Origin of the sequence: Streptomyces sp. NPDC057939 (assembly GCF_042887545.1) — a bacterium.
In the GTDB taxonomy this organism is placed as follows: domain Bacteria; phylum Actinomycetota; class Actinomycetes; order Streptomycetales; family Streptomycetaceae; genus Streptomyces.
In genome coordinates this window covers 101,085-122,914 of the sequence record NZ_JBHVPG010000008.1, presented here as the reverse complement: position 1 = coordinate 122,914, position 21,830 = coordinate 101,085, and the positions used below count along the sequence as shown (strand labels likewise).

The 21,830-nt window shown below is 70.6% G+C and carries 21 protein-coding genes; 12 read left to right on the top strand and 9 right to left on the bottom strand.

The features are described from left to right. The first annotated feature begins 3 nt into the window (after positions 1-3). The 4 genes from tpiA (at position 4) to pgi (ending at position 3,474) form a co-directional block, all read left to right on the top strand. Positions 4-792, top strand: a complete 789-nt coding sequence (tpiA, locus tag ACFVS6_RS12390; RefSeq protein WP_389703108.1) for a triose-phosphate isomerase — start codon at positions 4-6, stop codon at positions 790-792. 135 nt (positions 793-927) lie between these two features. Then, entirely contained in the window at positions 928-1,158 is a 231-nt protein-coding gene (gene secG / locus ACFVS6_RS12385; RefSeq protein WP_281209427.1) for a preprotein translocase subunit SecG, read from the top strand. Between the two features lie 157 nt (positions 1,159-1,315). Continuing rightward, complete coding sequence (locus ACFVS6_RS12380; protein WP_078904317.1) at positions 1,316-1,651, top strand: RNA polymerase-binding protein RbpA; 336 nt, start codon at positions 1,316-1,318, stop codon at positions 1,649-1,651. 167 nt (positions 1,652-1,818) lie between these two features. After that, positions 1,819-3,474 (top strand): glucose-6-phosphate isomerase, encoded by a 1,656-nt coding sequence (gene pgi / locus ACFVS6_RS12375; RefSeq protein WP_389703253.1) that lies wholly within the window; start codon positions 1,819-1,821, stop codon positions 3,472-3,474. Between the two features lie 73 nt (positions 3,475-3,547). On the opposite strand, the gene pgl is transcribed toward pgi, so the two are convergent. The 5 genes from pgl to tkt form a co-directional block, all read right to left on the bottom strand. Continuing rightward, a complete protein-coding gene (gene pgl, locus ACFVS6_RS12370; protein ID WP_389703106.1) occupies positions 3,548-4,330 on the bottom strand; it encodes a 6-phosphogluconolactonase in 783 nt (260 codons plus the stop codon). A gap of 113 nt (positions 4,331-4,443) precedes the next feature. After that, positions 4,444-5,508, bottom strand: a complete 1,065-nt coding sequence (gene opcA / locus ACFVS6_RS12365; RefSeq protein ID WP_389703105.1) for a glucose-6-phosphate dehydrogenase assembly protein OpcA — start codon at positions 5,506-5,508, stop codon at positions 4,444-4,446. Continuing rightward, positions 5,505-7,031 (bottom strand): glucose-6-phosphate dehydrogenase, encoded by a 1,527-nt coding sequence (gene zwf / locus ACFVS6_RS12360; RefSeq protein WP_281209421.1) that lies wholly within the window; start codon positions 7,029-7,031, stop codon positions 5,505-5,507. The genes opcA and zwf overlap by 4 nt, the downstream gene beginning before the upstream one ends. A gap of 5 nt (positions 7,032-7,036) precedes the next feature. Continuing rightward, positions 7,037-8,155, bottom strand: coding sequence for a transaldolase (gene tal, locus ACFVS6_RS12355; protein WP_389703102.1), 1,119 nt, complete (start codon positions 8,153-8,155; stop codon positions 7,037-7,039). A 35-nt stretch (positions 8,156-8,190) separates the two neighbouring features. Further along, positions 8,191-10,281, bottom strand: coding sequence for a transketolase (tkt, locus tag ACFVS6_RS12350; protein WP_389703100.1), 2,091 nt, complete (start codon positions 10,279-10,281; stop codon positions 8,191-8,193). Between the two features lie 308 nt (positions 10,282-10,589). Between tkt and ACFVS6_RS12345 the strand changes: the two genes are divergently transcribed. The 3 genes from ACFVS6_RS12345 (at position 10,590) to ACFVS6_RS12335 (ending at position 13,127) form a co-directional block, all read left to right on the top strand. Further along, a complete protein-coding gene (locus ACFVS6_RS12345; RefSeq protein WP_389703098.1) occupies positions 10,590-11,531 on the top strand; it encodes a heme o synthase in 942 nt (313 codons plus the stop codon). A 39-nt stretch (positions 11,532-11,570) separates the two neighbouring features. Further along, complete coding sequence (locus ACFVS6_RS12340) at positions 11,571-11,912, top strand: hypothetical protein (protein WP_389703096.1); 342 nt, start codon at positions 11,571-11,573, stop codon at positions 11,910-11,912. A 129-nt stretch (positions 11,913-12,041) separates the two neighbouring features. Next, positions 12,042-13,127: an amidohydrolase family protein gene (locus ACFVS6_RS12335; protein ID WP_389703095.1), complete on the top strand. Its 1,086-nt coding sequence runs from the start codon at positions 12,042-12,044 to the stop codon at positions 13,125-13,127. A gap of 28 nt (positions 13,128-13,155) precedes the next feature. Here ACFVS6_RS12335 and ACFVS6_RS12330 read toward each other — a convergent pair whose 3' ends face one another. From ACFVS6_RS12330 to ACFVS6_RS12315, 4 genes are all read right to left on the bottom strand, one after another. Then, positions 13,156-14,115, bottom strand: a complete 960-nt coding sequence (locus ACFVS6_RS12330; protein WP_389703093.1) for a heme A synthase — start codon at positions 14,113-14,115, stop codon at positions 13,156-13,158. A 33-nt stretch (positions 14,116-14,148) separates the two neighbouring features. Next, the gene (locus ACFVS6_RS12325; protein ID WP_389703092.1) at positions 14,149-15,285 is read right to left on the bottom strand and encodes a hypothetical protein; all 1,137 of its coding nucleotides are present in this window, start codon (positions 15,283-15,285) and stop codon (positions 14,149-14,151) included. 85 nt (positions 15,286-15,370) lie between these two features. Then, positions 15,371-16,153, bottom strand: a complete 783-nt coding sequence (locus tag ACFVS6_RS12320; protein ID WP_389703091.1) for an ABC transporter permease — start codon at positions 16,151-16,153, stop codon at positions 15,371-15,373. Further along, a complete protein-coding gene (locus tag ACFVS6_RS12315) occupies positions 16,150-17,076 on the bottom strand; it encodes an ABC transporter ATP-binding protein (RefSeq protein ID WP_389703089.1) in 927 nt (308 codons plus the stop codon). Before ACFVS6_RS12315 ends, ACFVS6_RS12320 begins: the two co-directional genes overlap by 4 nt. A gap of 122 nt (positions 17,077-17,198) precedes the next feature. Here ACFVS6_RS12315 and ACFVS6_RS12310 point away from each other — a divergent pair, with 122 nt between their 5' ends. The 5 genes from ACFVS6_RS12310 to ACFVS6_RS12290 all read left to right on the top strand — a co-directional run bounded on the left by ACFVS6_RS12310 (position 17,199) and on the right by ACFVS6_RS12290 (position 21,829). Continuing rightward, positions 17,199-17,990 (top strand): formate/nitrite transporter family protein, encoded by a 792-nt coding sequence (locus ACFVS6_RS12310; protein WP_389703087.1) that lies wholly within the window; start codon positions 17,199-17,201, stop codon positions 17,988-17,990. 119 nt (positions 17,991-18,109) lie between these two features. Further along, a complete protein-coding gene (locus ACFVS6_RS12305; protein ID WP_389703085.1) occupies positions 18,110-18,847 on the top strand; it encodes a helix-turn-helix transcriptional regulator in 738 nt (245 codons plus the stop codon). Continuing rightward, a complete protein-coding gene (sufB, locus tag ACFVS6_RS12300) occupies positions 18,844-20,259 on the top strand; it encodes a Fe-S cluster assembly protein SufB (RefSeq protein ID WP_281206614.1) in 1,416 nt (471 codons plus the stop codon). Before ACFVS6_RS12305 ends, sufB begins: the two co-directional genes overlap by 4 nt. A gap of 62 nt (positions 20,260-20,321) precedes the next feature. Next, positions 20,322-21,500 (top strand): Fe-S cluster assembly protein SufD, encoded by a 1,179-nt coding sequence (gene sufD, locus ACFVS6_RS12295; RefSeq protein WP_389703083.1) that lies wholly within the window; start codon positions 20,322-20,324, stop codon positions 21,498-21,500. Next, positions 21,500-21,829, top strand: coding sequence for a bifunctional 3-phenylpropionate/cinnamic acid dioxygenase ferredoxin subunit (locus ACFVS6_RS12290; protein WP_281206616.1), 330 nt, complete (start codon positions 21,500-21,502; stop codon positions 21,827-21,829). Before sufD ends, ACFVS6_RS12290 begins: the two co-directional genes overlap by 1 nt. The last annotated feature ends 1 nt before the right edge of the window (position 21,830 follow it).

The following is a 21,830-nucleotide window of genomic DNA, read 5'->3' as shown; positions in this document are numbered from 1 at the left end:
CACATGACCGCAGTTGAAAACGGCCGCACCCCGCTGATGGCGGGCAACTGGAAGATGAACCTCAACCACCTGGAGGCCATCGCCCACGTCCAGAAGCTCGCCTTCGCCCTGGCCGACAAGGACTACGACGCCGTCGAGATCGCGGTCCTGCCGCCCTTCGTCGACCTGCGCTCGGTCCAGACCCTGGTCGACGGCGACAAGCTGAAGATCAAGTACGGCGCCCAGGACATCTCGCAGTACGACTCCGGCGCCTACACCGGCGAGATCTCCGGCCCGATGCTGGCGAAGCTGAAGTGCTCCTTCGTGGCCGTCGGCCACAGCGAGCGCCGCCAGTACCACGGCGAGAGCGACGAGATCTGCAACGCCAAGGTCAAGGCCGCCTACAAGCACGGGATCACGCCGATCCTGTGCGTCGGCGAGGGCCTCGACGTCCGCAAGGCCGGCGAGCAGGTCCCGTACACGCTGAAGCAGGTCGACGGCGGCCTCAAGGACCTGCCGGCCGAGGAGGCCGAGTCCATCGTGATCGCCTACGAGCCCGTCTGGGCGATCGGGACCGGCGAGGTCGCCACCCCCGAGGACGCGCAGGAGGTGTGCGGGGCGATCCGCGGCCGCCTCGCGGAGCTGTACTCGCAGGAGCTGGCCGACAAGGTCCGCATCCAGTACGGCGGCTCCGTGAAGTCCGGCAACATCGCCGCGATCATGGCCCAGCCCGACGTCGACGGCGCCCTGATCGGCGGCGCGGCACTCGACGTGGACGAGTTCGTCAAGATCGCTCGCTTCCGCGACCAGTGAGTATGCGGTAGGGCGGATCCGTCGTACCCTTGCGGGGGCCGGCGGCTGCACCAGCAGCCGCCGGCCCCCGCGCCCGTCGCAGGTCCGGTGAAACCGAAAGCCAGAATGCCCAGAAAGTAGGAATCAGCCGTGATTATGGGGTTCTCGATCGCCCTGGTCGTCTTCAGCGCCCTGCTGATGCTGCTCGTGCTGATGCACAAGGGCAAGGGCGGCGGCCTCTCCGACATGTTCGGTGGCGGCATGCAGTCGTCGGTCGGTGGTTCCTCCGTGGCGGAGCGCAACCTGGACCGCATCACCGTCGTGGTCGGCCTCCTGTGGTTCGCGTGCATCGTCGCGCTCGGCCTCTTCATGAAGACGAGCAGCTGACCGGTTTTGGTCATTGCGGCGGTGCGGGTCACCGTGGCGGCCCTATCCTGAGGTCCGGCGTTCCGGTTGTGGGCGGGTTGGGCTCCAGGTGGACCGGGGCGCCCACAGCGGGTATACCCTCACGCTTGGCGGCACCATCACGCAGGGAGTTACGACCGTGGCAAGTGGCAACGCGATTCGTGGAAGTCGGGTCGGAGCCGGGCCGATGGGCGAGGCCGAGCGCGGTGAGTCCGCGCCCCGTCTGCGCATCTCCTTCTGGTGCTCGAACGGGCACGAGACGCAGCCCAGCTTCGCCAGCGACGCGCAGGTGCCCGACAACTGGGACTGCCCGCGCTGCGGATTCCCGGCCGGACAGGACCGGGACAACCCGCCCGCCCCGCCGCGCACCGAGCCCTACAAGACGCACCTCGCGTACGTGAGGGAACGGCGCACCGACGCCGACGGCGAGGCCATCCTCGCCGAGGCGCTCGCGAAGCTCCGCGGCGAGATCTGAGACTCGGCGGAAACCTGAGCAGCACTCAAGAGTGACCGGGGGCCCGGTCCGTGGGAGTACGAATCCTGCGGGCCGGGCCCCTTTGTGTGCGTTGTCCCCCTTCGGATCCCTTAGGTTTGGAGGCGGCGGGGCACAACAGGACAGGAAGAAGTGGGTTGATGTCCGAGATGAACGCAGACAGCCGTACGAGGCTCAACCGGACTCCCGAGTGGAACGCGCTCGGCAAGCACCGCGACGAGCTGGGGCGGACGCATCTGCGGGAGCTGTTCGAGACGGACCCGGACCGGGGCACCAACTACACCCTGCGGGTCGGGGACCTGTACATCGACTATTCGAAGCACCTCGTGACGGACGAGACGCTCGCGCTGCTGCGCGAACTGGCGTCCGCGACCGGTGTGAGCGAACTGCGGGACGCCATGTTCCGCGGCGAGAAGATCAACACGACCGAGGACCGGGCGGTCCTGCACACCGCCCTGCGCGCGCCGGCGGACGCCGTGGTCGAGGTCGACGGCGAGAACGTCGTACCCGGCGTGCACGAAGTCCTCGGCAAGATGCGCGCCTTCTCCGACCGCGTCCGGTCGGGGGAGTGGAAGGGTCACACCGGCAAGCCGATCAAGAACGTCGTCAACATCGGCATCGGCGGTTCCGACCTCGGTCCGGCGATGGCGTACGAGGCGCTGCGCGCCTTCACCGACCGCTCGCTGACCGTGCGCTTCGTGTCCAACGTGGACGGCGCCGACCTGCACGAGGCCGTACGGGACCTGGACCCGGCCGAGACGCTGTTCATCATCGCCTCGAAGACCTTCACGACCATCGAGACCATCACCAACGCCACCTCGGCGCGGCACTGGCTGCTGACCGGGCTGGGGTCCGGCGAGGACGCCGTGGCCCGGCACTTCGTGGCGCTGTCGACCAACGAGGAGAAGGTCTCCGAGTTCGGCATCGACACGGCCAACATGTTCGGGTTCTGGGACTGGGTCGGCGGACGCTACTCCTTCGACTCCGCCATCGGCCTCTCGCTGATGATCGCCGTCGGCCCGGACGCCTTCGAGGAGATGCTCGGCGGCTTCCACGCCATGGACGAGCACTTCCGGACGGCCCCGCCGGAGCAGAACGCCCCTTTCCTGATGGGCCTGTTGGGCATCTGGTACGGCGGTTTCCACGACGCGCAGTCGCACGCGGTCCTCCCGTACAGCCACTACCTGTCGCGCTTCACCGCGTACTTGCAGCAGCTGGACATGGAGTCGAACGGCAAGTCCGTCGACCGGGACGGCAACCGGGTGGACTGGCAGACCGGTCCGGTGGTGTGGGGCACGCCCGGCACCAACGGGCAGCACGCGTACTACCAGTTGATCCACCAGGGGACGAAGCTGATCCCCGCCGACTTCATCGGGTTCGCCCGGCCTGTGGCCGAGCTGCAGCCGACCCTGGCGGCCCAGCACGACCTGCTGATGGCGAACTTCTTCGCGCAGACCCAGGCCTTGGCCTTCGGGAAGACGGCCGAGGAGGTCCGGGCGGAGGGCGTCGCCGAGGAGCTCGTCCCGCACAAGACGTTCCGGGGCAACCACCCGACGACGACGATCCTCGCCACCGAGCTGACCCCGTCGGTCCTGGGCCAGCTGATCGCGCTCTACGAGCACAAGGTGTTCGTCCAGGGCGCGGTCTGGAACATCGACTCCTTCGACCAGTGGGGCGTCGAACTCGGCAAGGTGCTCGCCAAGCGCGTGGAGCCCGCGCTGACGCAGGGCACGGGCACCGAGTCCATGGATCCGTCGACCCGGACCCTGGTGACGACCTACCGCGAGCTGCGCGGCCGCTCCTGACCCGCGTACGAAGGGCCCGTCCCCACGACCGTTCGGTCGCGGGGACGGGCCCTTCGTACGGACGGGTGAGCGGTCAGGCGGAGGCCGGCGGGTACATGCCGGCCGGCAGTCCCGCCGCGGCCGCGCGGTCCAGCAGCCACAGGGTCCGGCTGCGGCCGACGGCCGCGGCCGCCGGGGCCTGGACGCCGCCGGCCCCGCCGAGGGCGATGGTGACCGCGCCGGCCTTGTCCTCGCCGGCCGCCAGCAGCCAGACCTCACGGGCCGCCCGGATCGCCGGGAAGGTGAGGGAGATCCGGGTGGGCGGCGGCTTCGGGGCGCCGTGGACGCCGACGACCGTACGCTCCGTCTCGCGGGTCGCGGGGTGCTCGGGGAACAGGGACGCCACGTGGGTGTCGGGGCCGACACCGAGCATCAGCACGTCGAAGCGGGGGACCGGGCCGTGGTCCTCGGGGCCCGCGGCCTTCGCCAGCAGGGCGGCGTACGCTGCCGCCGCCGCGTCCACGTCGGCGCCGTACGGGCCGTCGGAGGCGGGCATCGCGTACACGCGGGCCGGGTCCACCGGGACGGAGTCCAGGAGGGCCTCGCGGGCCTGGGTGTGGTTGCGCTCGGGGTCGTCCGCGGGGAGGTAGCGCTCGTCGCCCCACCACAGGTCGACGCGGGCCCAGTCGATCGCGTCCCGGGCGGGGGCCGCCGCGAGGGCCGCGAGCAGGCCGTTGCCGTTGCGGCCGCCGGTCAGGACCACGGAGGCGCTGCCCCGGGCCGCCTGCGCGTCCACGATCTTCGTGATGAGCCGGGCCGCCGCGGCCTGGGCCATCAGCTCCTTGTCCCGGTGGACGACGACCTGGGGAGTCGTCATACCCATGTGCTGCCGCCTTACTGGTAGTTCCGGGGTGCGGGTGGTGCGCGTGGTGCGGGGTGGTACTGGGCGGGGCCCTCCCCCCCCCGGAGGGGAAGGGCCCCGTACAGCGACTACTTGGCTCCGGCCTTCTTGGCCGGCTTGGCGGCCGGCTTCGGGGCCGGGGCGTCGGCCGGGGCTTCCGCCCGGCCGGACGCCTTCGTACCGGCCGGCTTCTCCGGGGCCTTGGCGGTGGTCGCCGCCGCGGCGGAGGCCTCCAGCCGGGCCACGCCGAACTTCAGCGAGGCCTCGTAGGTGTTGTCCGGGTCGAGCCGGCGCAGTTCCTCCGCCAGCAGCTCGGCCGTGTCGCGGCGCTTGAGCGCCACCGCGCGGTCGGGCTGCCCCGGCATGCACAGCGTGGCCAGGGCGCCGTCCGCGCGGTCCAGGACGATCACGCCGTCCTTGGTCTCCATGCGTACGGCGGTCAGTCCCGGGCCGCCCGACAGGGTGCGGTTGACGGGTACGCCGAGGCGGTCCGCCATCCACATGGCCAGCAGCTCGCAGCTCGGGTTGTCGTCCTCGCCCTCGACGGTCGCCGAGACGACCGCCACGTCGGGGTGCTGGTCCAGCGCGGCGGCCAGCATCGAGCGCCACGGCGTGATCCGGGTCCAGGACAGGTCCGTGTCGCCGGGGGCGTAGGCCGCCGCCCGACCGCCGAGGGCCCCGATGGGGTCCTCGCACGAGTACGTGTCCGTGATCCGGCGCTGCCCCAGCGCGCCCAGCGGATCGCCCGCCAGGTCCGCCGGAGCACCCTCCGGCCACCAGACGACCACGGGGGCGTCGGGCAGCAGGAGCGGGAGAACCACCGACTGGGCGTGGTCGACCAGTTCACCGTGCAGGCGGAGCACAACCGTTTCGCCGGTGCCGGAGTCCGCACCGACGCGGATCTCCGCGTCGAGACGGGCTTCGCGGCGGCTGCGCGGCGAGCGGCTGATCCGCTTGACGACGACGATGATCCGCGAGGGGTGTTCGTGGGAAGCGTCGTTCGCCGACTTGAGAGCGTCGTACGCGTTCTCCTCGTCGGTCACGATCACCAGCGTGAGGACCATGCCGATGGCCGGCGTGCCGATGTCCCGGCGCGCCTGCACCAACGCGGCGTTGATCCTGCTGGAGGTGGTCTCCGTGAGGTCGATCTTCATGGCCGGCGCCAGCTCCGTCCGTCTCGTGCGAGCATCTCGTCCGCCTCGACCGGCCCCCAGGTACCCGCCGGGTACTGGGCGGGCTTGCCGTGCTTGTCCCAGTACTCCTCGATCGGGTCGAGGATGTTCCAGGAAAGCTCGACCTCCTGGTGGCGCGGGAAGAGGTTCGCGTCACCCAGCAGGACATCGAGGATCAGCCGCTCGTACGCCTCGGGGCTGGACTCGGTGAAGGACTCGCCGTAGGCGAAGTCCATCGTGACGTCCCGGACCTCCATCGAGGTGCCGGGCACCTTGGAGCCGAAGCGGACGGTCACGCCCTCGTCCGGCTGGACCCGGATGACCAGGGCGTTCTGCCCCAGCTCCTCGGTCGCGCCCGACTCGAACGGCAGGTAGGGGGCCCGCTTGAAGACGACCGCGATCTCGGTCACCCGGCGGCCCAGGCGCTTGCCCGTCCGCAGGTAGAACGGGACGCCCGCCCAGCGGCGGTTGTTGATCTCCAAGCGGATGGCCGCGTAGGTGTCGGTCTTCGACTTGGGGTCGATGCCGTCCTCTTCGAGGTACCCGACGACCTTCTCGCCGCCCTGCCAGGCTCCCGAGTACTGGCCGCGCACGGTGTGCTTGCCCAGGTCCTCGGGCAGCTCCACGGCGGTCAGCACCTTGAGCTTCTCCGCCACCAGCGCCTTCGGGTGGAAGGAGCCGGGCTCCTCCATCGCGGTGAGCGCCAGCAGCTGCAGCAGGTGGTTCTGGATGACGTCACGGGCCGCGCCGATGCCGTCGTAGTAACCGGCCCGGCCGCCGATGCCGATGTCCTCGGCCATCGTGATCTGCACGTGGTCGACGTACGACCGGTTCCAGATCGGCTCGAACATCGTGTTGGCGAAGCGGAGCGCCAGGATGTTCTGGACGGTCTCCTTGCCGAGGTAGTGGTCGATCCGGAAGACCTCGTCACGGGGGAAGACCTCGTGGACGACCTTGTTGAGCTCTTCCGCGCTCTTCAGGTCGTGGCCGAAGGGCTTCTCGATGACGGCACGCCGCCAGGATCCCTCCTTCTGCGCCAGACCGTGGTCCTTGAGCTGTTGGACGACCTTGGGGAAGAACTTCGGGGGCACCGAGAGGTAGAAGGCGAAGTTGCCGCCCGTCCCCTGGGCCTTGTCCAGTTCCTCGATGGTCGCCTTGAGGGTCTCGAAGGCCGCGTCGTCGTCGAAGTCGCCCTGGACGAACCGGCAGCCCTGCACCAGCTGCTGCCAGACCTCCTCGCGGAAGGGGGTGCGCGAGTGCTCCTTGACCGCGTCGTGCACCTCCTGGGCGAAGTCCTCGTCCTGCCACTCGCGGCGGGCGAACCCGATCAGCGAGAAGCCCGGCGGCAGCAGGCCGCGGTTCGCGAGGTCGTAGACGGCCGGCATCAGCTTCTTGCGCGACAGGTCACCCGTAACGCCGAAAATGACCAGGCCGGACGGCCCCGCGATGCGCGGGAGCCGCCGGTCCTGTGCGTCACGAAGCGGGTTCGCTCCGTTTACCGACAAAAGACTCAGTCCTCCGTGGGGGCGAGGCGCTTGAGCTCCGCCTCGGTCGACTTCAGCAGGTCGTTCCACGACGCCTCGAACTTCTCGACGCCCTCGTCCTCGAGCAGCTGCACCACATCGTCGTACGAGATGCCGAGCTTCGCGACCGCGTCGAGCTCGGCGCGGGACTGCTCGTAGGTGCCGCGGATGGTGTCGCCGGAGACCTCGCCGTGGTCGGCGGTGGCCTCCAGGGTGCCCTCGGGCATGGTGTTCACGGTGCCGGGCGCGACGAGGTCCACCACGTACAGGGTGTCCTTGTACGCCGGGTCCTTGACGCCGGTCGAGGCCCACAGCGGACGCTGCTTGTTGGCCTGCGCCTTGTCCAGGGCCGCCCAGCGCTCGCCGCCGAACACCTCCTCGAAGGCCTCGTAGGCCAGACGGGCGTTGGCGAGGGCCGCCTTGCCCTTCAGGGCCTTGGCCTCGTCGGTGCCGATGCCGTCCAGACGCTTGTCGATCTCGCTGTCCACGCGGGACACGAAGAACGAGGCGACCGAGTGGATCTTGGAGAGGTCCAGGCCCGCGGCCTTGGCCTTCTCCAGGCCCGCCAGGTAGGCGTCCATCACGGCGCGGTAGCGCTCCAGCGAGAAGATCAGCGTGACGTTGACGCTGATGCCCTTGCCGATGACCTCGGTGATCGCCGGCAGGCCGGCCTCGGTCGCCGGGATCTTGATCAGGGTGTTCGGGCGGTCCACCAGCCAGGCGAGCTGCTTGGCCTCGGCGATGGTCGCCGTGGTGTTGTGCGCCAGGCGCGGGTCGACCTCGATCGACACGCGGCCGTCCTGGCCCTCGGTCCGGTCGTAGACCGGCCGCAGGATGTCGGCGGCGTCGCGGACGTCCGCCGTCGTGATCATGCGGATGGCCTCGTCGACGGTGACCTTGCGGGCGGCGAGGTCCGCGAGCTGCTGCTCGTAGCCGTCACCGCTGCTGATGGCCTTCTGGAAGATCGACGGGTTGGTGGTGACACCGACCACGTGCTGCTGGTCGATCAGCTCGGCGAGGTTGCCGGACGTGATGCGCTTGCGGGACAGGTCGTCCAGCCAGATCGCCACGCCCTCGTCGGAGAGGCGCTTGAGTGCGTCTGTCATGGGAATTGCATCTCCTACTGGTTCTTGTACCGGTTTCAGCGCGCGTCAGCGGCGTTGAGGGAGTCCTTGGCGGCTGCGGTCACGGCCTCGGCGGTGAGACCGAACTCGCGGTACAGCACGGCGCCGTCAGCCGACGCGCCGAAGTGCTCCAGCGACACGATCCGGCCCGCGTCGCCGACGTAACGGTGCCAGGTCAGGCCGATGCCCGCCTCGACTGCGACTCGCGCCTTGACGGACGGGGGCAGGACGGCGTCCTTGTAGTCCTGGTCCTGCTCCTCGAACCACTCGACGGACGGCATCGAGACCACGCGGGTCGGGACGCCCTCGGCCTGCAGCGCCTCGCGCGCGGCGACGGCGAGCTGGACCTCGGAGCCGGTGCCGATCAGCACGACCCGCGCGGGGCCGCCCTCGGCCTCGAACAGGACGTAGCCGCCCTTGGCCGCGTCCTCGTTCGCCGGGTACGTGGGTACACCCTGGCGGGTGAGCGCGAGGCCGTGCGGGGCGCCCTTGCCGAACACCTTGGTGTGACGCTTGAGGATCTCGCGCCAGGCGATGGCGGTCTCGTTCGCGTCGGCCGGGCGGACCACGTTCAGGCCCGGGATGGCGCGCAGCGCGGCGACGTGCTCGACCGGCTGGTGGGTCGGACCGTCCTCGCCCAGGCCGATGGAGTCGTGCGTCCACACGTACGTCACCGGCAGGTGCATCAGCGCGGACAGGCGGACGGCGTTGCGCATGTAGTCGGAGAACACCAGGAAGGTGCCGCCGTAGATGCGGGTGTGGCCGTGGAGGGCGATGCCGTTCATGGCCGCGGCCATGGCGTGCTCGCGGATGCCGAAGTGGATGGTGCGGCCGTACGGGTCGGCCTCCGGCAGCGGGTTGCCCTCCGGCAGGAACGAGGAGTTCTTGTCGATGGTGGTGTTGTTGGAGCCGGCCAGGTCGGCCGAGCCGCCCCACAGCTCCGGGATGACCGCGCCGAGCGCCTGGAGGACCTTGCCGGAGGCGGCGCGGGTGGCGACGCCCTTGCCGGGCTCGAAGACGGGGAGCTCGTCCTCCCAGCCCGCGGGCAGCTCGTTGGCCTCGATGCGGTCGAAGGACGCGGCACGCTCCGGGTTGGCGGTGCGCCAGGCGGAGAAGTCCTTCTCCCAGGCGGCGCGGGCCTCGCGGCCGCGGTCGCCGAGGGCGCGGGTGTGGGCGATGACCTCGTCGGAGACCTCGAAGGTCTGCTCCGGGTCGAAGCCGAGCACGCGCTTGGTCGCGGCGACCTCGTCGTCGCCGAGCGCCGAGCCGTGGGAGGCCTCGGTGCCCTGGGCGTGCGGGGCCGGCCAGGCGATGATCGAGCGGGCGGCGATGAAGGAGGGACGGCCCGTCTCGGCCTTGGCGGCCTCGAAGGCGGCGTACAGGGCCTTCGGGTCGAGGTCGCCGTTCTCCTGCGCGGCGACGCGCTGGACGTGCCAGCCGTACGCCTCGTACCGCTTGAGGGTGTCCTCGGAGACGGCCGTCTCGGTGTCACCCTCGATGGAGATGTGGTTGTCGTCCCACAGCAGGACCAGGTTGCCGAGCTTCTGGTGTCCGGCCAGGGCGGACGCCTCGTGCGAGATGCCCTCCTGGAGGCAGCCGTCGCCCGCGATCGCGTAGACCATGTGGTCGAACGGAGAGGTGCCCGCGTCGGCCTCAGGGTCGAACAGGCCGCGCTCGTAGCGGGAGGCCATCGCCATGCCCACCGCGTTCGCGATGCCCTGGCCCAGGGGGCCGGTGGTGGTCTCGACGGCGGCCGTGTGGCCGTACTCCGGGTGACCGGGCGTCTTGGAACCCCAGGTGCGGAACGCCTTGAGGTCGTCCAGCTCCAGGCCGAAGCCACCGAGGTAGAGCTGGGTGTAGAGGGTCAGGGACGAGTGCCCCGCGGAGAGCACGAAGCGGTCACGGCCGACCCACTGGGGGTCCGCAGGATCGTGGCGCATGACCTTCTGGAACAGGGTGTACGCGGCGGGAGCCAGGCTCATCGCGGTACCGGGGTGGCCGTTCCCGACCTTCTGGACCGCGTCGGCGGCCAGGATGCGGGCGGTGTCGACGGCCCGCTGGTCCAGTTCGGTCCACGCGAGCTCTGTGGTGGTCGGCTTGGTGCTCACCGTTGGTCAGGGCTCCTCTCCACATGTTGTTTTCCCGGTGACGAACGGTGCCACCGGCGCGATTCCGAGCCTACCCCCGCCAGGGCGTGCGGCTATTCGAGTGCCGGTAGTGCGTCGCCCGGGCGGCGCCCGCCGTTCACCTGCGATCCGGCCCGCCCCGGTCCGATCGGCCCAACACGAGGCGACCCCCGCGCGGGGCGACGCAACAGCAACGTCTAGAGTGGCGTGGTACGCGCAAGCCTTTACCGGACCTTCATCTCATGAAGGGGCCGAGTCGGAGCTTGCTGGATTCTCTCTCAGGGGTGTGCGTGACGGCCGTCGAATCCCGTCCAGCGGGGGTGCTCGGGACGAGCTCCGGTCACCGGCCGTTCGGGGCCCGGGTCATGGCATTCGTGGCGCTGACGAAGCCGCGGATCATCGAGCTGCTGCTCATCACGACGGTTCCCGTCATGTTCCTCGCGGAACAGGGTGTGCCGTCGCTGTGGCTGGTCCTCGCGACCTGCTTCGGCGGTTACCTGTCCGCGGGAGGCGCGAACGCGCTGAACATGTACATCGACCGTGACATCGACGCGCTGATGGACCGCACGTCGCAGCGGCCGCTGGTGACCGGCATGGTGAGCCCGCGGGAGTGCCTGGTCTTCGGCATCTCCCTCGGGGTGATCTCCACCCTGTTCTTCGGGCTCCTGATCAACTGGTTGTCGGCCGCCCTCGCGCTCGGCGCCCTCCTCTTCTACGTCGTGGTCTACACGATGCTGCTGAAGAGGCGGACCTCGCAGAACATCGTCTGGGGCGGGATCGCCGGCTGCATGCCGGTGCTCATCGGCTGGTCGGCGGTGAAGAACGAGGTCTCCTGGGCCGCGATCATCCTCTTCCTGGTCATCTTCTTCTGGACGCCGCCGCACTACTGGCCGCTGTCCATGAAGGTGAAGGACGACTACGCGCGGGTCGGCGTGCCGATGCTGCCGGTCGTGGCCGGCAACCGGGTCGTCGCCCGCCAGATCGTCCTCTACAGCTGGGTCATGGTGGGTGTGTCCCTCCTGCTGACCCCGCTGGGCTACACGGGCTGGTTCTACACGACGGTCGCGCTGCTGGCCGGCGGCTGGTGGCTGTGGGAGGCGCACGCGCTGCACGCCCGGGCCAAGTCCGGTCTGACGGGTGCGAAGCTCAAGGAGATGCGACTGTTCCACTGGTCGATCACCTACGTCTCGCTCCTGTTCGTCGCGGTGGCCGTGGATCCCTTCCTCCGCTGACGCTTCCTCCGTTCATTACCCGCCGGTAGCATGCCGTGCATGGCAGAGACCGCAGACACCGCAGACAAGAAGCAGGACCGTACGGCGGCGAAGCTGGCCCGACAGATCGGCGCGTTCGCCAAGGAGCACGGCGGCGCCGAGGGCCAGCTCGCGCACATCGGCCAGGCCGGCACCCGGATCGTCCTCGTGGGCACCGACGGCGGCTGGGGCGACCTCGTCGCCCCGACGTACGAGGTGGCCCGGCTGGCGGCGGAGAAGTCCGGCCTGACCTTCCTGGACGAGTTCGACGGGGAGCTGGCCGCCCGCGTGCGGACGGGCCCGTACGAGTGGTCCCGCATGGCCGGCCTCCAGCTCGGCGGTCCCGCCAACCCGAAGGCCTGACCGGCGCGGCCGCGAGCCGCGAAAACGCGTCCCGGGCAACACCAATGCGTCCCGGGCAACACCTCATGCCCCGCTCACCCGTTAGGACGTGTGGAAGCCGCTTCCTCACGTCCGCAACGGGATGCCCGGATGATCGAAACGCCGCCCTTGGTGGACCAGTACTGCCACGGGGTGCTCCGCACGGAGTTGGGCCTCGGCACCTTCGAGGCCGCACTGGTCCCGTCGGCCGGTCCGCCCGCCGCGGGCACCACCCTCTTCGACACCCAGACGGGCTTCGCGGTCCGCCGCTGGTGTCCGCCGCTGCTGGGGCTCGAACCGCACTGCGCCCCCGCCCGGTACCTGGCTCGGCGCCGGGAACTGGGCGTCGTCGAGGCGGGGCGCAGGCTGCTGCGCGGCGCGGGAGTGGGGGCGTACCTCGTGGACACCGGCGCGCCCGGTGACCTCACGGACCCCAAGGAGTTGGCAGTGGCGGGGGACGCGCAGACCTACGAGGTGGTCCGGCTGGAGTTACTGGCCGAGCAGGTCGCCGACACCTCGGGCACCGTGGCCGCCTTCCTGGCCAACCTCTCGGGGGCCGTCCACCACGCCGCCGCGGGCGCCGTCGCGTTCGGCTGCGGGGCCGCGGCGGTCGCCGCCGCCGGGGAGGGCGATCCGCCGGGGCCCGGCGAGGTGCGCGGGGCGGCCGGGCGGTGGCTCGCCGCCCGGGGCAGGGGAGGCGCGCTCCGTGACCCCGTCCTGCTGCGGCACCTGCTGTGGAGCGCGGTGGCGTCGGGGCTGCCCGTCCAACTGCACACCGGCGGGGCCGGTCCGGAGCCGCTGACCGGGTTCGTACGGGCCACGGCCGGCATCGGTACGAGGCTGGTGCTGCTCGGCACGTACCCGCACCACCGGCAGGCGGCCCGGCTCGCGGCGGCCCATCCGCACGTGTACGCCGACCTCGGCCCGGACCCGGCGCGTACGGGAGCACGGGCGGCCGCGGTCCTGGCGGAGCTGCTGGAACTCGCGCCGTTCGGGAAGTTGCTGTTCTCCAGCGGGGGTCGAGCGCTGCCCGAACTCCACGCGGTCGGCGCCCTGGTGTTCCGCGAGGCGTTGGGCCGGGTGCTGGGCGGCTGGGCCGCCGACGGCTCCTGGTCCCGGCGGGACGCGGACCGGGTCGCGGGGATGCTCGCGGCCGGCAACGCCCGGCGGGTCTACCGGTTGGACGAGCGGGGCTGACCGTCCCCGCCCGTCGCGCCGGGAACCGTCAGACGGTGGAGAGCCGCTGCTCGCCCTGGGCGGGGACCTCGGCGTGGACGGCGGGGCGCTCGCGCAGGGAGAGCGCCACGCGCTGCACCGCGATCCACACGAGGCAGGAGCCGAACATGTGCGCGGCGACGAGCACCTCGGGCAGCTCCGTGAAGAACTGCACGTAACCGATGGCGCCCTGGGCGAGCAGGACGACCAGCAGGTCGCGGGCCCGGGCCCGGGTGTCGGCGGGGGCGTCCACGACGCGCAGCACCAGCCACATGGCGACGGCGAGCGCGCAGACCAGCCAGGCGGCGATGGCGTGGACGTGGGCGGTGGTCGCCCAGTCGAACGGCATGCGCGGCACTTCGCTGCTGTCGCCGGCGTGGGGACCGGAGCCGGTCACCACGGTGCCGGCCGCGATCAGGACGAACGTGGTGACGACCAGCGCCCAGGACAGCTTGCGCACCGGGGCGGGAACCCGCGGCTTGGGCGCGCCGTCGCCCTCGCGGGCACGCTGCCAGGTGAGCGTGGTCACGGTGATCAGGGCGGTGGCGAGCAGGAAGTGCCCGGCCACGCTCCACGGGTTGAGCTTGGTGTGGACGGTGATGCCGCCGAGCACGGCGTTGCCGCACACGACCCAGAACTGCGCCCAGCCGAGCTTGGTCAGCGACCGGCGCCACGGCTTGGCGCACCGGGCGGCCAGGATGCACCAGCCGACGGCGGCGCTGACCACGTAGGTCAGCATCCGGTTGCCGAACTCGATGGCGCCGTGGATGCCCTGGGCCTGAGTGGTGATCAGGCTGTCGTCGGTGCACTTGGGCCAGGTGTCGCAGCCGAGACCGGATCCGGTCAGCCGCACCGCCCCGCCGGTGATGACGATGACGACGGTCATGACGAGGGCGGCGAGTGCGGCTCGCTGGACGATCCGGGGTGAGGGGGTCCAGCGGGCGGCGAGGTAGGCGAAGGGATTGAACACGTCCCTATCGTAGGCCGCGCCTTGTGCAAAGTTTCACGAGGGGGTGGGTGCCGCCGCGTCCGGGCCGATGACCAGGCGGAACCTGGCGCCGGCCGGGTCGCCCTCGGCGTGCCACCAGACGCGCACGCACCAAAGCCCGCCGTCGCCGGGGTAGTCCGGCGACTCCCTGAAACCGCGGACGAGTTCGCCCGCTACGTCCTCGGCCGTCCGGTTTCGTACGTCTGCTCCGTCATGCCACGGATGTCCCTGTACGTTCCACAGGCCGTCGGCGCCGCGCACGTCGACGCGCCACACGGCACGCCAGGGCGTGACCTCCAGCATCGTGGAGACCTGGTCGGCCTCCAGCCCCAGCCGGGCGGCGATCTCGGGGCCGGGCACGCCCTGGATCCGGGCGGCCACCACGGCCTGCGGCAGCAGCCGTTCGGGCAGCAGTCCGTCGGCGCGCAGCCGGACGAGGGAATCGAAGGCGAGGAAGCGCAGGCGCAGTTCCAACTGCCGCCCGATGTGGTCCAGGGCCTCCTCGGCCTCCTGCGCCTCCTCCGTACCGGGTGCGGCGAGCAGCAGCGCGCGGAAGCCCGCCTCGGCGTCCACCGCCCAGGCGACGGCGTCGGCGGCGAAGCCCAGCTCGGCGAGCCGGTCGCCGAGGAAGACCTTGGCCTGGGCGAGCCCGCGCCGGTTGACCGGGTCGTGCTGGTCGAGGCCGGCCCACACCTCGACGGCGGCCCGGGTCAGGTCGCGGGCGCGTTCGCCGGCGGCCCGTTCCATCGCGTTGGGGCCGTTCTCGGAGACCGTGCCCAGCGGGTGGCGCGGCAGCCGGTCCGCGTCGCTCAGCGGCCAGGCCAGCCAGACCCCCTGGTTGATCAGGCCCCGGGCGTACCAACGGGCGTACTCCGGCGCGTGCCCGGCGGCCTGCTGCCCGTGGTGCAGCCCCTCCTCGATGGCGGCCAGCGCCCCGGCCCGGTCCCCGGTCGCGAAGCGGCGCGCCGCGAGGTCGCCCAGGCGGAGCCCGAGCCGGGCGGCGCACTCCGCGTCCGTCCGGGCGGGCTCCCGGAGCGCGCCGATGAGTTCGCCGAGCAGCCGCTCGCTCTCGGCCGGGTCCGCCAGGGCAGCGCCCGACCGGATCCTCGCCCACTGTTCGTCCAGCCGCAGAACGGCTTCCCGCTGCGCCATGCCCCGCCCCCGGCATCCTGGTCGTGCGTCGCTGATGTGTGGAGGCGCTCATCCTCCTGCCAGGCCAACGTCCGGGGGAAGGGATTCACTCCCAGCGGAAGGTGCGGGCCGCCGCGCCCAGGCCGAGGACGGCCCAGCCGGCCAGGACCGCGACATCGGTCCAGGGCAGCGCGGCCCCGTGCTGGAGCACCTCGCGCAGCCCGTCGGAGAGCGCGGAGATGGGCAGCAGCCCGAGGACGGACTGGACCGCTCCGGGGAACTTGTCCAGCGGGACGATCACCCCGCCGCCGACGAGCAGCAGCAGGAACACCAGGTTCGCGGCGGCGAGGGTCGCCTCGGCCTTGAGCGTGCCGGCCATCAGCAGTCCGAGGCCGGAGAAGGCGGCCGTGCCCAGCAGCACCAGGGCGGCCACCGCGAGCGGGTTGCCCTGCGGGGACCAGCCGAGGGCGAGGGCGATCGCGGTCAGCAGCGCGATCTGGAGCACCTCCGTGACCAGCACCGACAAGGTCTTGGCGGCCATCAGGGCCCAGCGGGGGAGCGGGGAGGCGCCGAGCCGCTTGAGGATTCCGTAGCGGCGGTCGAAGCCGGTGGCGATGGCCTGGCCGGTGAAGGCGGTGGACATCACGGCGAGCGCGAGGATGCCGGGGGCCAGGAAGTCTACCGACTTCTCGCCGCCGCCCGCTCGAACGGGCACGCTGATGATGTCGACGGAGGAGAAGAGGGTCAGCAGCAGCGCCGGGATGATCACGGTGAGCAGCAGCTGTTCGCCGTTGCGCAGCAGCATCCGGGTCTCCAGCGCGGTCTGCGCCAGGATCATCCGGGACACGGGCGCGGCCCCCGGTCGGGGGGTGAACGTACCGGCGCTCATGCGCGCAGCTCCTTGCCCGTGAGTTCGAGGAAGACGTCTTCGAGGGTGTGCCGCTCCACCGAGAGGCTGCTCGGCATCACCCCGTGCTGGGCGCACCAGGAGGCGACGGTGGCCAGCAGCTGGGGGTCCACCTCGCCGGTGACCCGGTAGGAACCGGCCGTCAGCTCGGCGGCCTGCGTGCCGTCGGGCAGGGCCTTGAGCAGCGAGGCGAGGTCGAGGGAGGGGCGGCCGGTGAAGCGCAGGGTGTTCTCGGCGCCGCCGCGGCACAGCTGTTCGGGGCTGCCGTGGGCGATGACCCGGCCCGCGTCGACGATGGCGACCTCGTCGGCCAGCTGCTCGGCCTCGTCCATGTGGTGGGTGGTCAGGACGACGGTGACCCCGTCGGCCCGCAGTTCCCGTACGAGGTCCCAGGTGGCGCGGCGGGCCTGCGGGTCGAGGCCGGCGGTGGGCTCGTCGAGGAAGACCAGCTCGGGGCGGCCCACGACGGCCATCGCGAGGGCGAGGCGCTGCTGCTGGCCGCCGGACAGGCGCCGGTAGGGGGTGCGGCCGCAGCCGCCGAGGCCGAGGCGTTCCACCAGGACGTCCACGTCGAGGGGGTGCGCGTACAGCTTGGACATGTGGCGGAGCATCTCGACGGCACGGGCGCCGGAGTAGACCCCGCCGGACTGCAGCATGACGCCGATCCGGGGACGCAGGGCCTCGGCCCGGGCGACGGGGTCGAGGCCGAGGACGCGGACGGTGCCCGCGTCGGGCCGGACGTAGCCCTCGCAGGTCTCCACCGTCGTCGTCTTGCCCGCGCCGTTGGGACCGAGGACCGCGGTGACCGAGGCGCCGGGGACGGTGAGGTCCAGGCCGTCCACCGCTGTTTTGGGGCCGTACCGCTTCACCAGTCCGCGGATCTCCACGGCGGGGTCGTTGCTCATGGGGGTCGAGTCTACGGAGCGCGGGGAGGGGTCCTTGGTCCTGGGGGTGGCGGGGTCAGGGGCCCGCCGGTCGGTGACCTTTTCGGGCGCTCGGGGGCGGGCCGCCGCCCTAGCGTTGAGTGGTGAACAGCATCGCTCAGAACGTCGAGGCCACCTCCGGGCAGGCCGCGCACAAGGCCCACGACCTGGGGCATCCGCCGCGCTACTTCGTGTCGGCGATGCTGGCGGGCGCGTACATCGGCATCGGTGAGGTACTGCTGCTCGTGGCGATCTCGCCGTTCGTGGCCAAGGGGTCGGCGGCGGTGAAGCTGCTGGAGGGCGCGGTCTTCCCGGTGGCGCTGACCATCGTCATGTTCGCGGGTGCGCAGCTCTTCACCAGCAACGTGATGGTCATGCTGGTCGGCGCGCTGTCCGGGCGGACCGGGCCGCGGGACCTGTTCGCGTCCTGGGGGTTGTCGCTGTCGGGGAACCTGGTCGGCGCCTTCGTGTTCGGGGCGATGGTGCACGCCTCGGGGGTGACCTCCTCGCCGTCCGCGCGGGCGATGCTGACCGAGATGGTCCACGCGAAGACGGAGCTCGGCGGCGGTCAGCTGTTCTGGCGGGCGGTGCTGTGCAACATGCTCGTCTGCCTGGCGATCTGGATGTTCACCCGGGCCCGCGGGGACGCGGCGAAAATCTTCGTGCTGTGGCTGCCGGTGGCCGTTTTCGTGGCCGTCGGATTCGAACACTGTGTCGCGAACATGGCTCTTTTCAGCTTGGCGATCCTGGATGGCTCAGTCGGTTTCGGTGACCTTTTCCGGAACTTGATGTTTACCGTTCCCGGGAACATCGTGGGCGGGGGGTTGCTGGTGGGAGCCGTTTACTGGTTCACCGGCGGAGCTCACCGAGAGCGCGGAATCATGGGGTCCGATTAACTCTCCGTAGATAAATTAGGTAACCCTTAGTGATGGATGCCACCAGGAGTGGCGTCCATCACGGCTTGTCGTCGCTCGGTTAATTACGCAACAATGGCGTTGTGAAATACGGCGAACGGATGATCGAGACCCCCCAGGGGGAACTCGTGACCGGGGAGCGGTCAACCCGCAACCGGGTCGCGCGCTCCATCCTGGACCACGGTCCGTCCACCGTCGCCGACCTCGCGCAGCGTCTGGGCCTCACTCAGGCCGCCGTGCGCCGCCACCTCGACACGCTCGTCGCCGACGACGTGGTCGAACCCCGTGAGCAGCGTGTGTACGGTGCACGCACCCGGGGTCGGCCCGCCAAGGTCTTCGCGCTCACCGACTGCGGCCGCGACGCCTTCGACCAGTCCTACGACACGCTCGCCGCGGACGCCCTGCGCTGGATCGCGCAGGCCGCCGGCGGCGGGGAGCAGGGGGAGGCGGCAGTGGCCGCCTTCGCCAGGGCGCGGATGGAGGCGCAGGCGGAGCCCTACCGGGAATCCGTCGAGGCGGCCGCACCCGCGGACCGCGCCGAGGCCCTTGCCAAGGCGTTGACCGCGGACGGGTACGCTGCTACGGCGAAGAGCGCTCCCGGTCCGCACAGCGGTGAACAGCTCTGTCAGCACCACTGCCCGGTCGCACACGTCGCCGAGCAGTTCCCGCAGCTTTGCGAGGCGGAGACCGAGGTCTTCTCCCGCCTGCTCGGGACGCATGTGCAGCGCCTCGCCACGATCGCCCACGGCGACGGGGTGTGCACGACGTTCATTCCGCGAAGCGCCACACAGACCGACACATCAGTATCTGCAAGTACGGCCGGGAGGAACCCCGCATGACCACGGAGACTGCTCACCCTGAGCTCGATGGCCTCGGCACCTACGAATACGGCTGGGCCGACTCCGACGCGGCGGGCGCCGCTGCCAAGCGGGGCCTGTCCGAGGACGTCGTCCGAGACATCTCGGCGAAGAAGTCCGAGCCGGAGTGGATGCTGAACCTCCGCCTCAAGGGCCTCAAGCTGTTCGGCAAGAAGCCCATGCCCAACTGGGGTTCCGACCTCTCGGGCATCGACTTCGACAACATCAAGTACTTCGTGCGTTCCACCGAGAAGCAGGCCGCTTCCTGGGAGGACCTGCCCGAGGACATCAAGAACACGTACGACAAGCTCGGCATCCCCGAGGCGGAGAAGCAGCGCCTCGTCGCCGGTGTCGCGGCCCAGTACGAGTCCGAGGTCGTCTACCACCAGATCCGCGAGGACCTGGAGGAGCAGGGCGTGATCTTCCTCGACACGGACACCGCGCTCAAGGAGCACCCGGAGCTCTTCCAGGAGTACTTCGGCACGGTCATCCCGGTCGGCGACAACAAGTTCGCGTCGCTGAACACCGCGGTGTGGTCCGGTGGCTCCTTCATCTACGTCCCCAAGGGCGTGAAGGTCGACATCCCGCTCCAGGCCTACTTCCGCATCAACACGGAGAACATGGGCCAGTTCGAGCGGACGCTGATCATCGTCGACGAGGACGCCTACGTCCACTACGTCGAGGGCTGCACCGCCCCGATCTACTCCTCGGACTCGCTGCACAGCGCCGTGGTCGAGATCATCGTGAAGAAGGGCGGCCGCTGCCGCTACACGACGATCCAGAACTGGTCGAACAACGTCTACAACCTGGTCACCAAGCGCGCCGTGGCGTACGAGGGCGCGACCATGGAGTGGATCGACGGCAACATCGGTTCCAAGGTCACCATGAAGTACCCGGCCGTCTACCTGATGGGCGAGCACGCCAAGGGCGAGACCCTGTCCATCGCCTTCGCGGGCGAGGGCCAGCACCAGGACGCCGGCTCCAAGATGGTCCACATGGCGCCGTACACCTCCTCCAACATCGTCTCCAAGTCGGTGGCGCGCGGCGGTGGCCGTACCTCCTACCGAGGCCTCGTGGAGATCGGCGAGGGCGCCCACGGCTCCAAGTCGAACGTGCTCTGCGACGCGCTCCTGGTCGACACCATCTCCCGCTCGGACACGTACCCCTACGTGGACGTCCGCGAGGACGACGTGTCCATGGGGCACGAGGCGACGGTCTCGAAGGTCTCCGACGACCAGCTCTTCTACCTGATGAGCCGCGGTCTGACCGAGTTCGAGGCCATGGCCATGATCGTGCGCGGCTTCGTCGAGCCCATCGCGCGCGAGCTGCCCATGGAGTACGCGCTGGAGCTGAACCGGCTGATCGAGCTGCAGATGGAGGGGTCGGTCGGCTAGTCCCGACCGCCCGACCGCCCCGCAGACATTCTTTGACGTAGGAAGAGAGCACGAAGACAGCCATGGCTGAGGCTCAGAACATTCCGGCGGGTTCCACCACCGCCGGCGCGATCGCGGTGGCCGCCGAGTCCACCGTCGCCACCCGGATGAGTGCGCCCCCGTCCTTCGACGTGGCGGACTTCCCCGTTCCGCACGGCCGCGAGGAGGAGTGGCGGTTCACCCCGCTCGCCCGCCTCAAGGGTCTGCACGACGGCACCGCGGTCGCCAACGGCACCATGAAGGCCCAGATCGACGCGCCCGAGGGCGTGACGATCGAGTCCGTCGAGCGCGGCGACGCCCGCATCGGCAAGGCCGGCACCCCCGTGGACCGGATCGCCGCCCAGGCGTTCTCGTCCTTCGCCAAGGCCACGGTCGTCACCGTGCCCAAGGAGGCCGTGCTGACCGAGCCCGTGCGCGTTTCGCTGCACGGCGAGGGCGGCACGACCTTCGGCCACACCGTCTTCGACGTCCAGGCCTTCGCCGAGGCCGTCATCGTCATCGACCACACCGGTGACGGCGTGCGCGCCGCCAACGTCGACTTCCTCGTCGGCGACGGCGCCAAGCTGACCGTCGTGTCGGTCCAGGACTGGGACGACACCGCCGTCCACGTCTCCCAGCACAACGCGCTGGTCGGCCGCGACGCCACCTTCAAGTCGATCGTGGTCACCTTCGGCGGCGACCTCGTACGCCTGCACCCCCGCGTGACCTACGCGGGCCCCGGCGGCGAGGCCGAGCTCTTCGGCCTGTACTTCACGGACGCCGGCCAGCACCAGGAGCACCGCCTCCTGGTCGACCACAGCGCCCCGCACTGCAAGTCGAACGTGGTCTACAAGGGCGCGCTCCAGGGCCAGGACGCCCACGCGGTCTGGATCGGTGACGTGCTCATCGAGAAGACCGCCGAGGGCACCGACACCTACGAGATGAACCGCAACCTCGTCCTCACGGACGGCGCGCGCGTCGACTCGGTGCCGAACCTCGAGATCGAGACCGGCGAGATCGTCGGCGCCGGCCACGCCTCCGCGACCGGCCGCTTCGACGACGAGCAGCTGTTCTACCTCCAGGCCCGGGGCATCCCGGCCGACGAGGCCCGTCGCCTGGTCGTGCGCGGCTTCTTCGCCGAGCTCGTCCAGCAGATCGGTGTCGACGACATCGAGGAGCGCCTCCTCACCAAGATCGAGGCCGAGCTCCAGGGTTCCGTCTGATGAATTACGTCAAGGCCTGTGCGCTGAGCGAGCTGGAGGCGGACACCCCCAAGCGGGTGGAAGTCGACGGCACGCCGGTGTCCATCGTCTCCACCGAGGGCGAGGTGTTCGCGATCAACGACATCTGCTCGCACGCGAACGTCTCGCTCTCGGAGGGCGAGGTCGAGGACTGCATGATCGAGTGCTGGTTGCACGGGTCGGCCTTCGACCTGCGCACCGGAAAGCCGTCCGGTCTGCCCGCGACGCGCCCCGTACCCGTTTACCCCGTAAAGATCGAAGGGGGCAACGTCCTTGTCGACGTACGCGCCTCCCTCACCCAGGAGTCCTGAG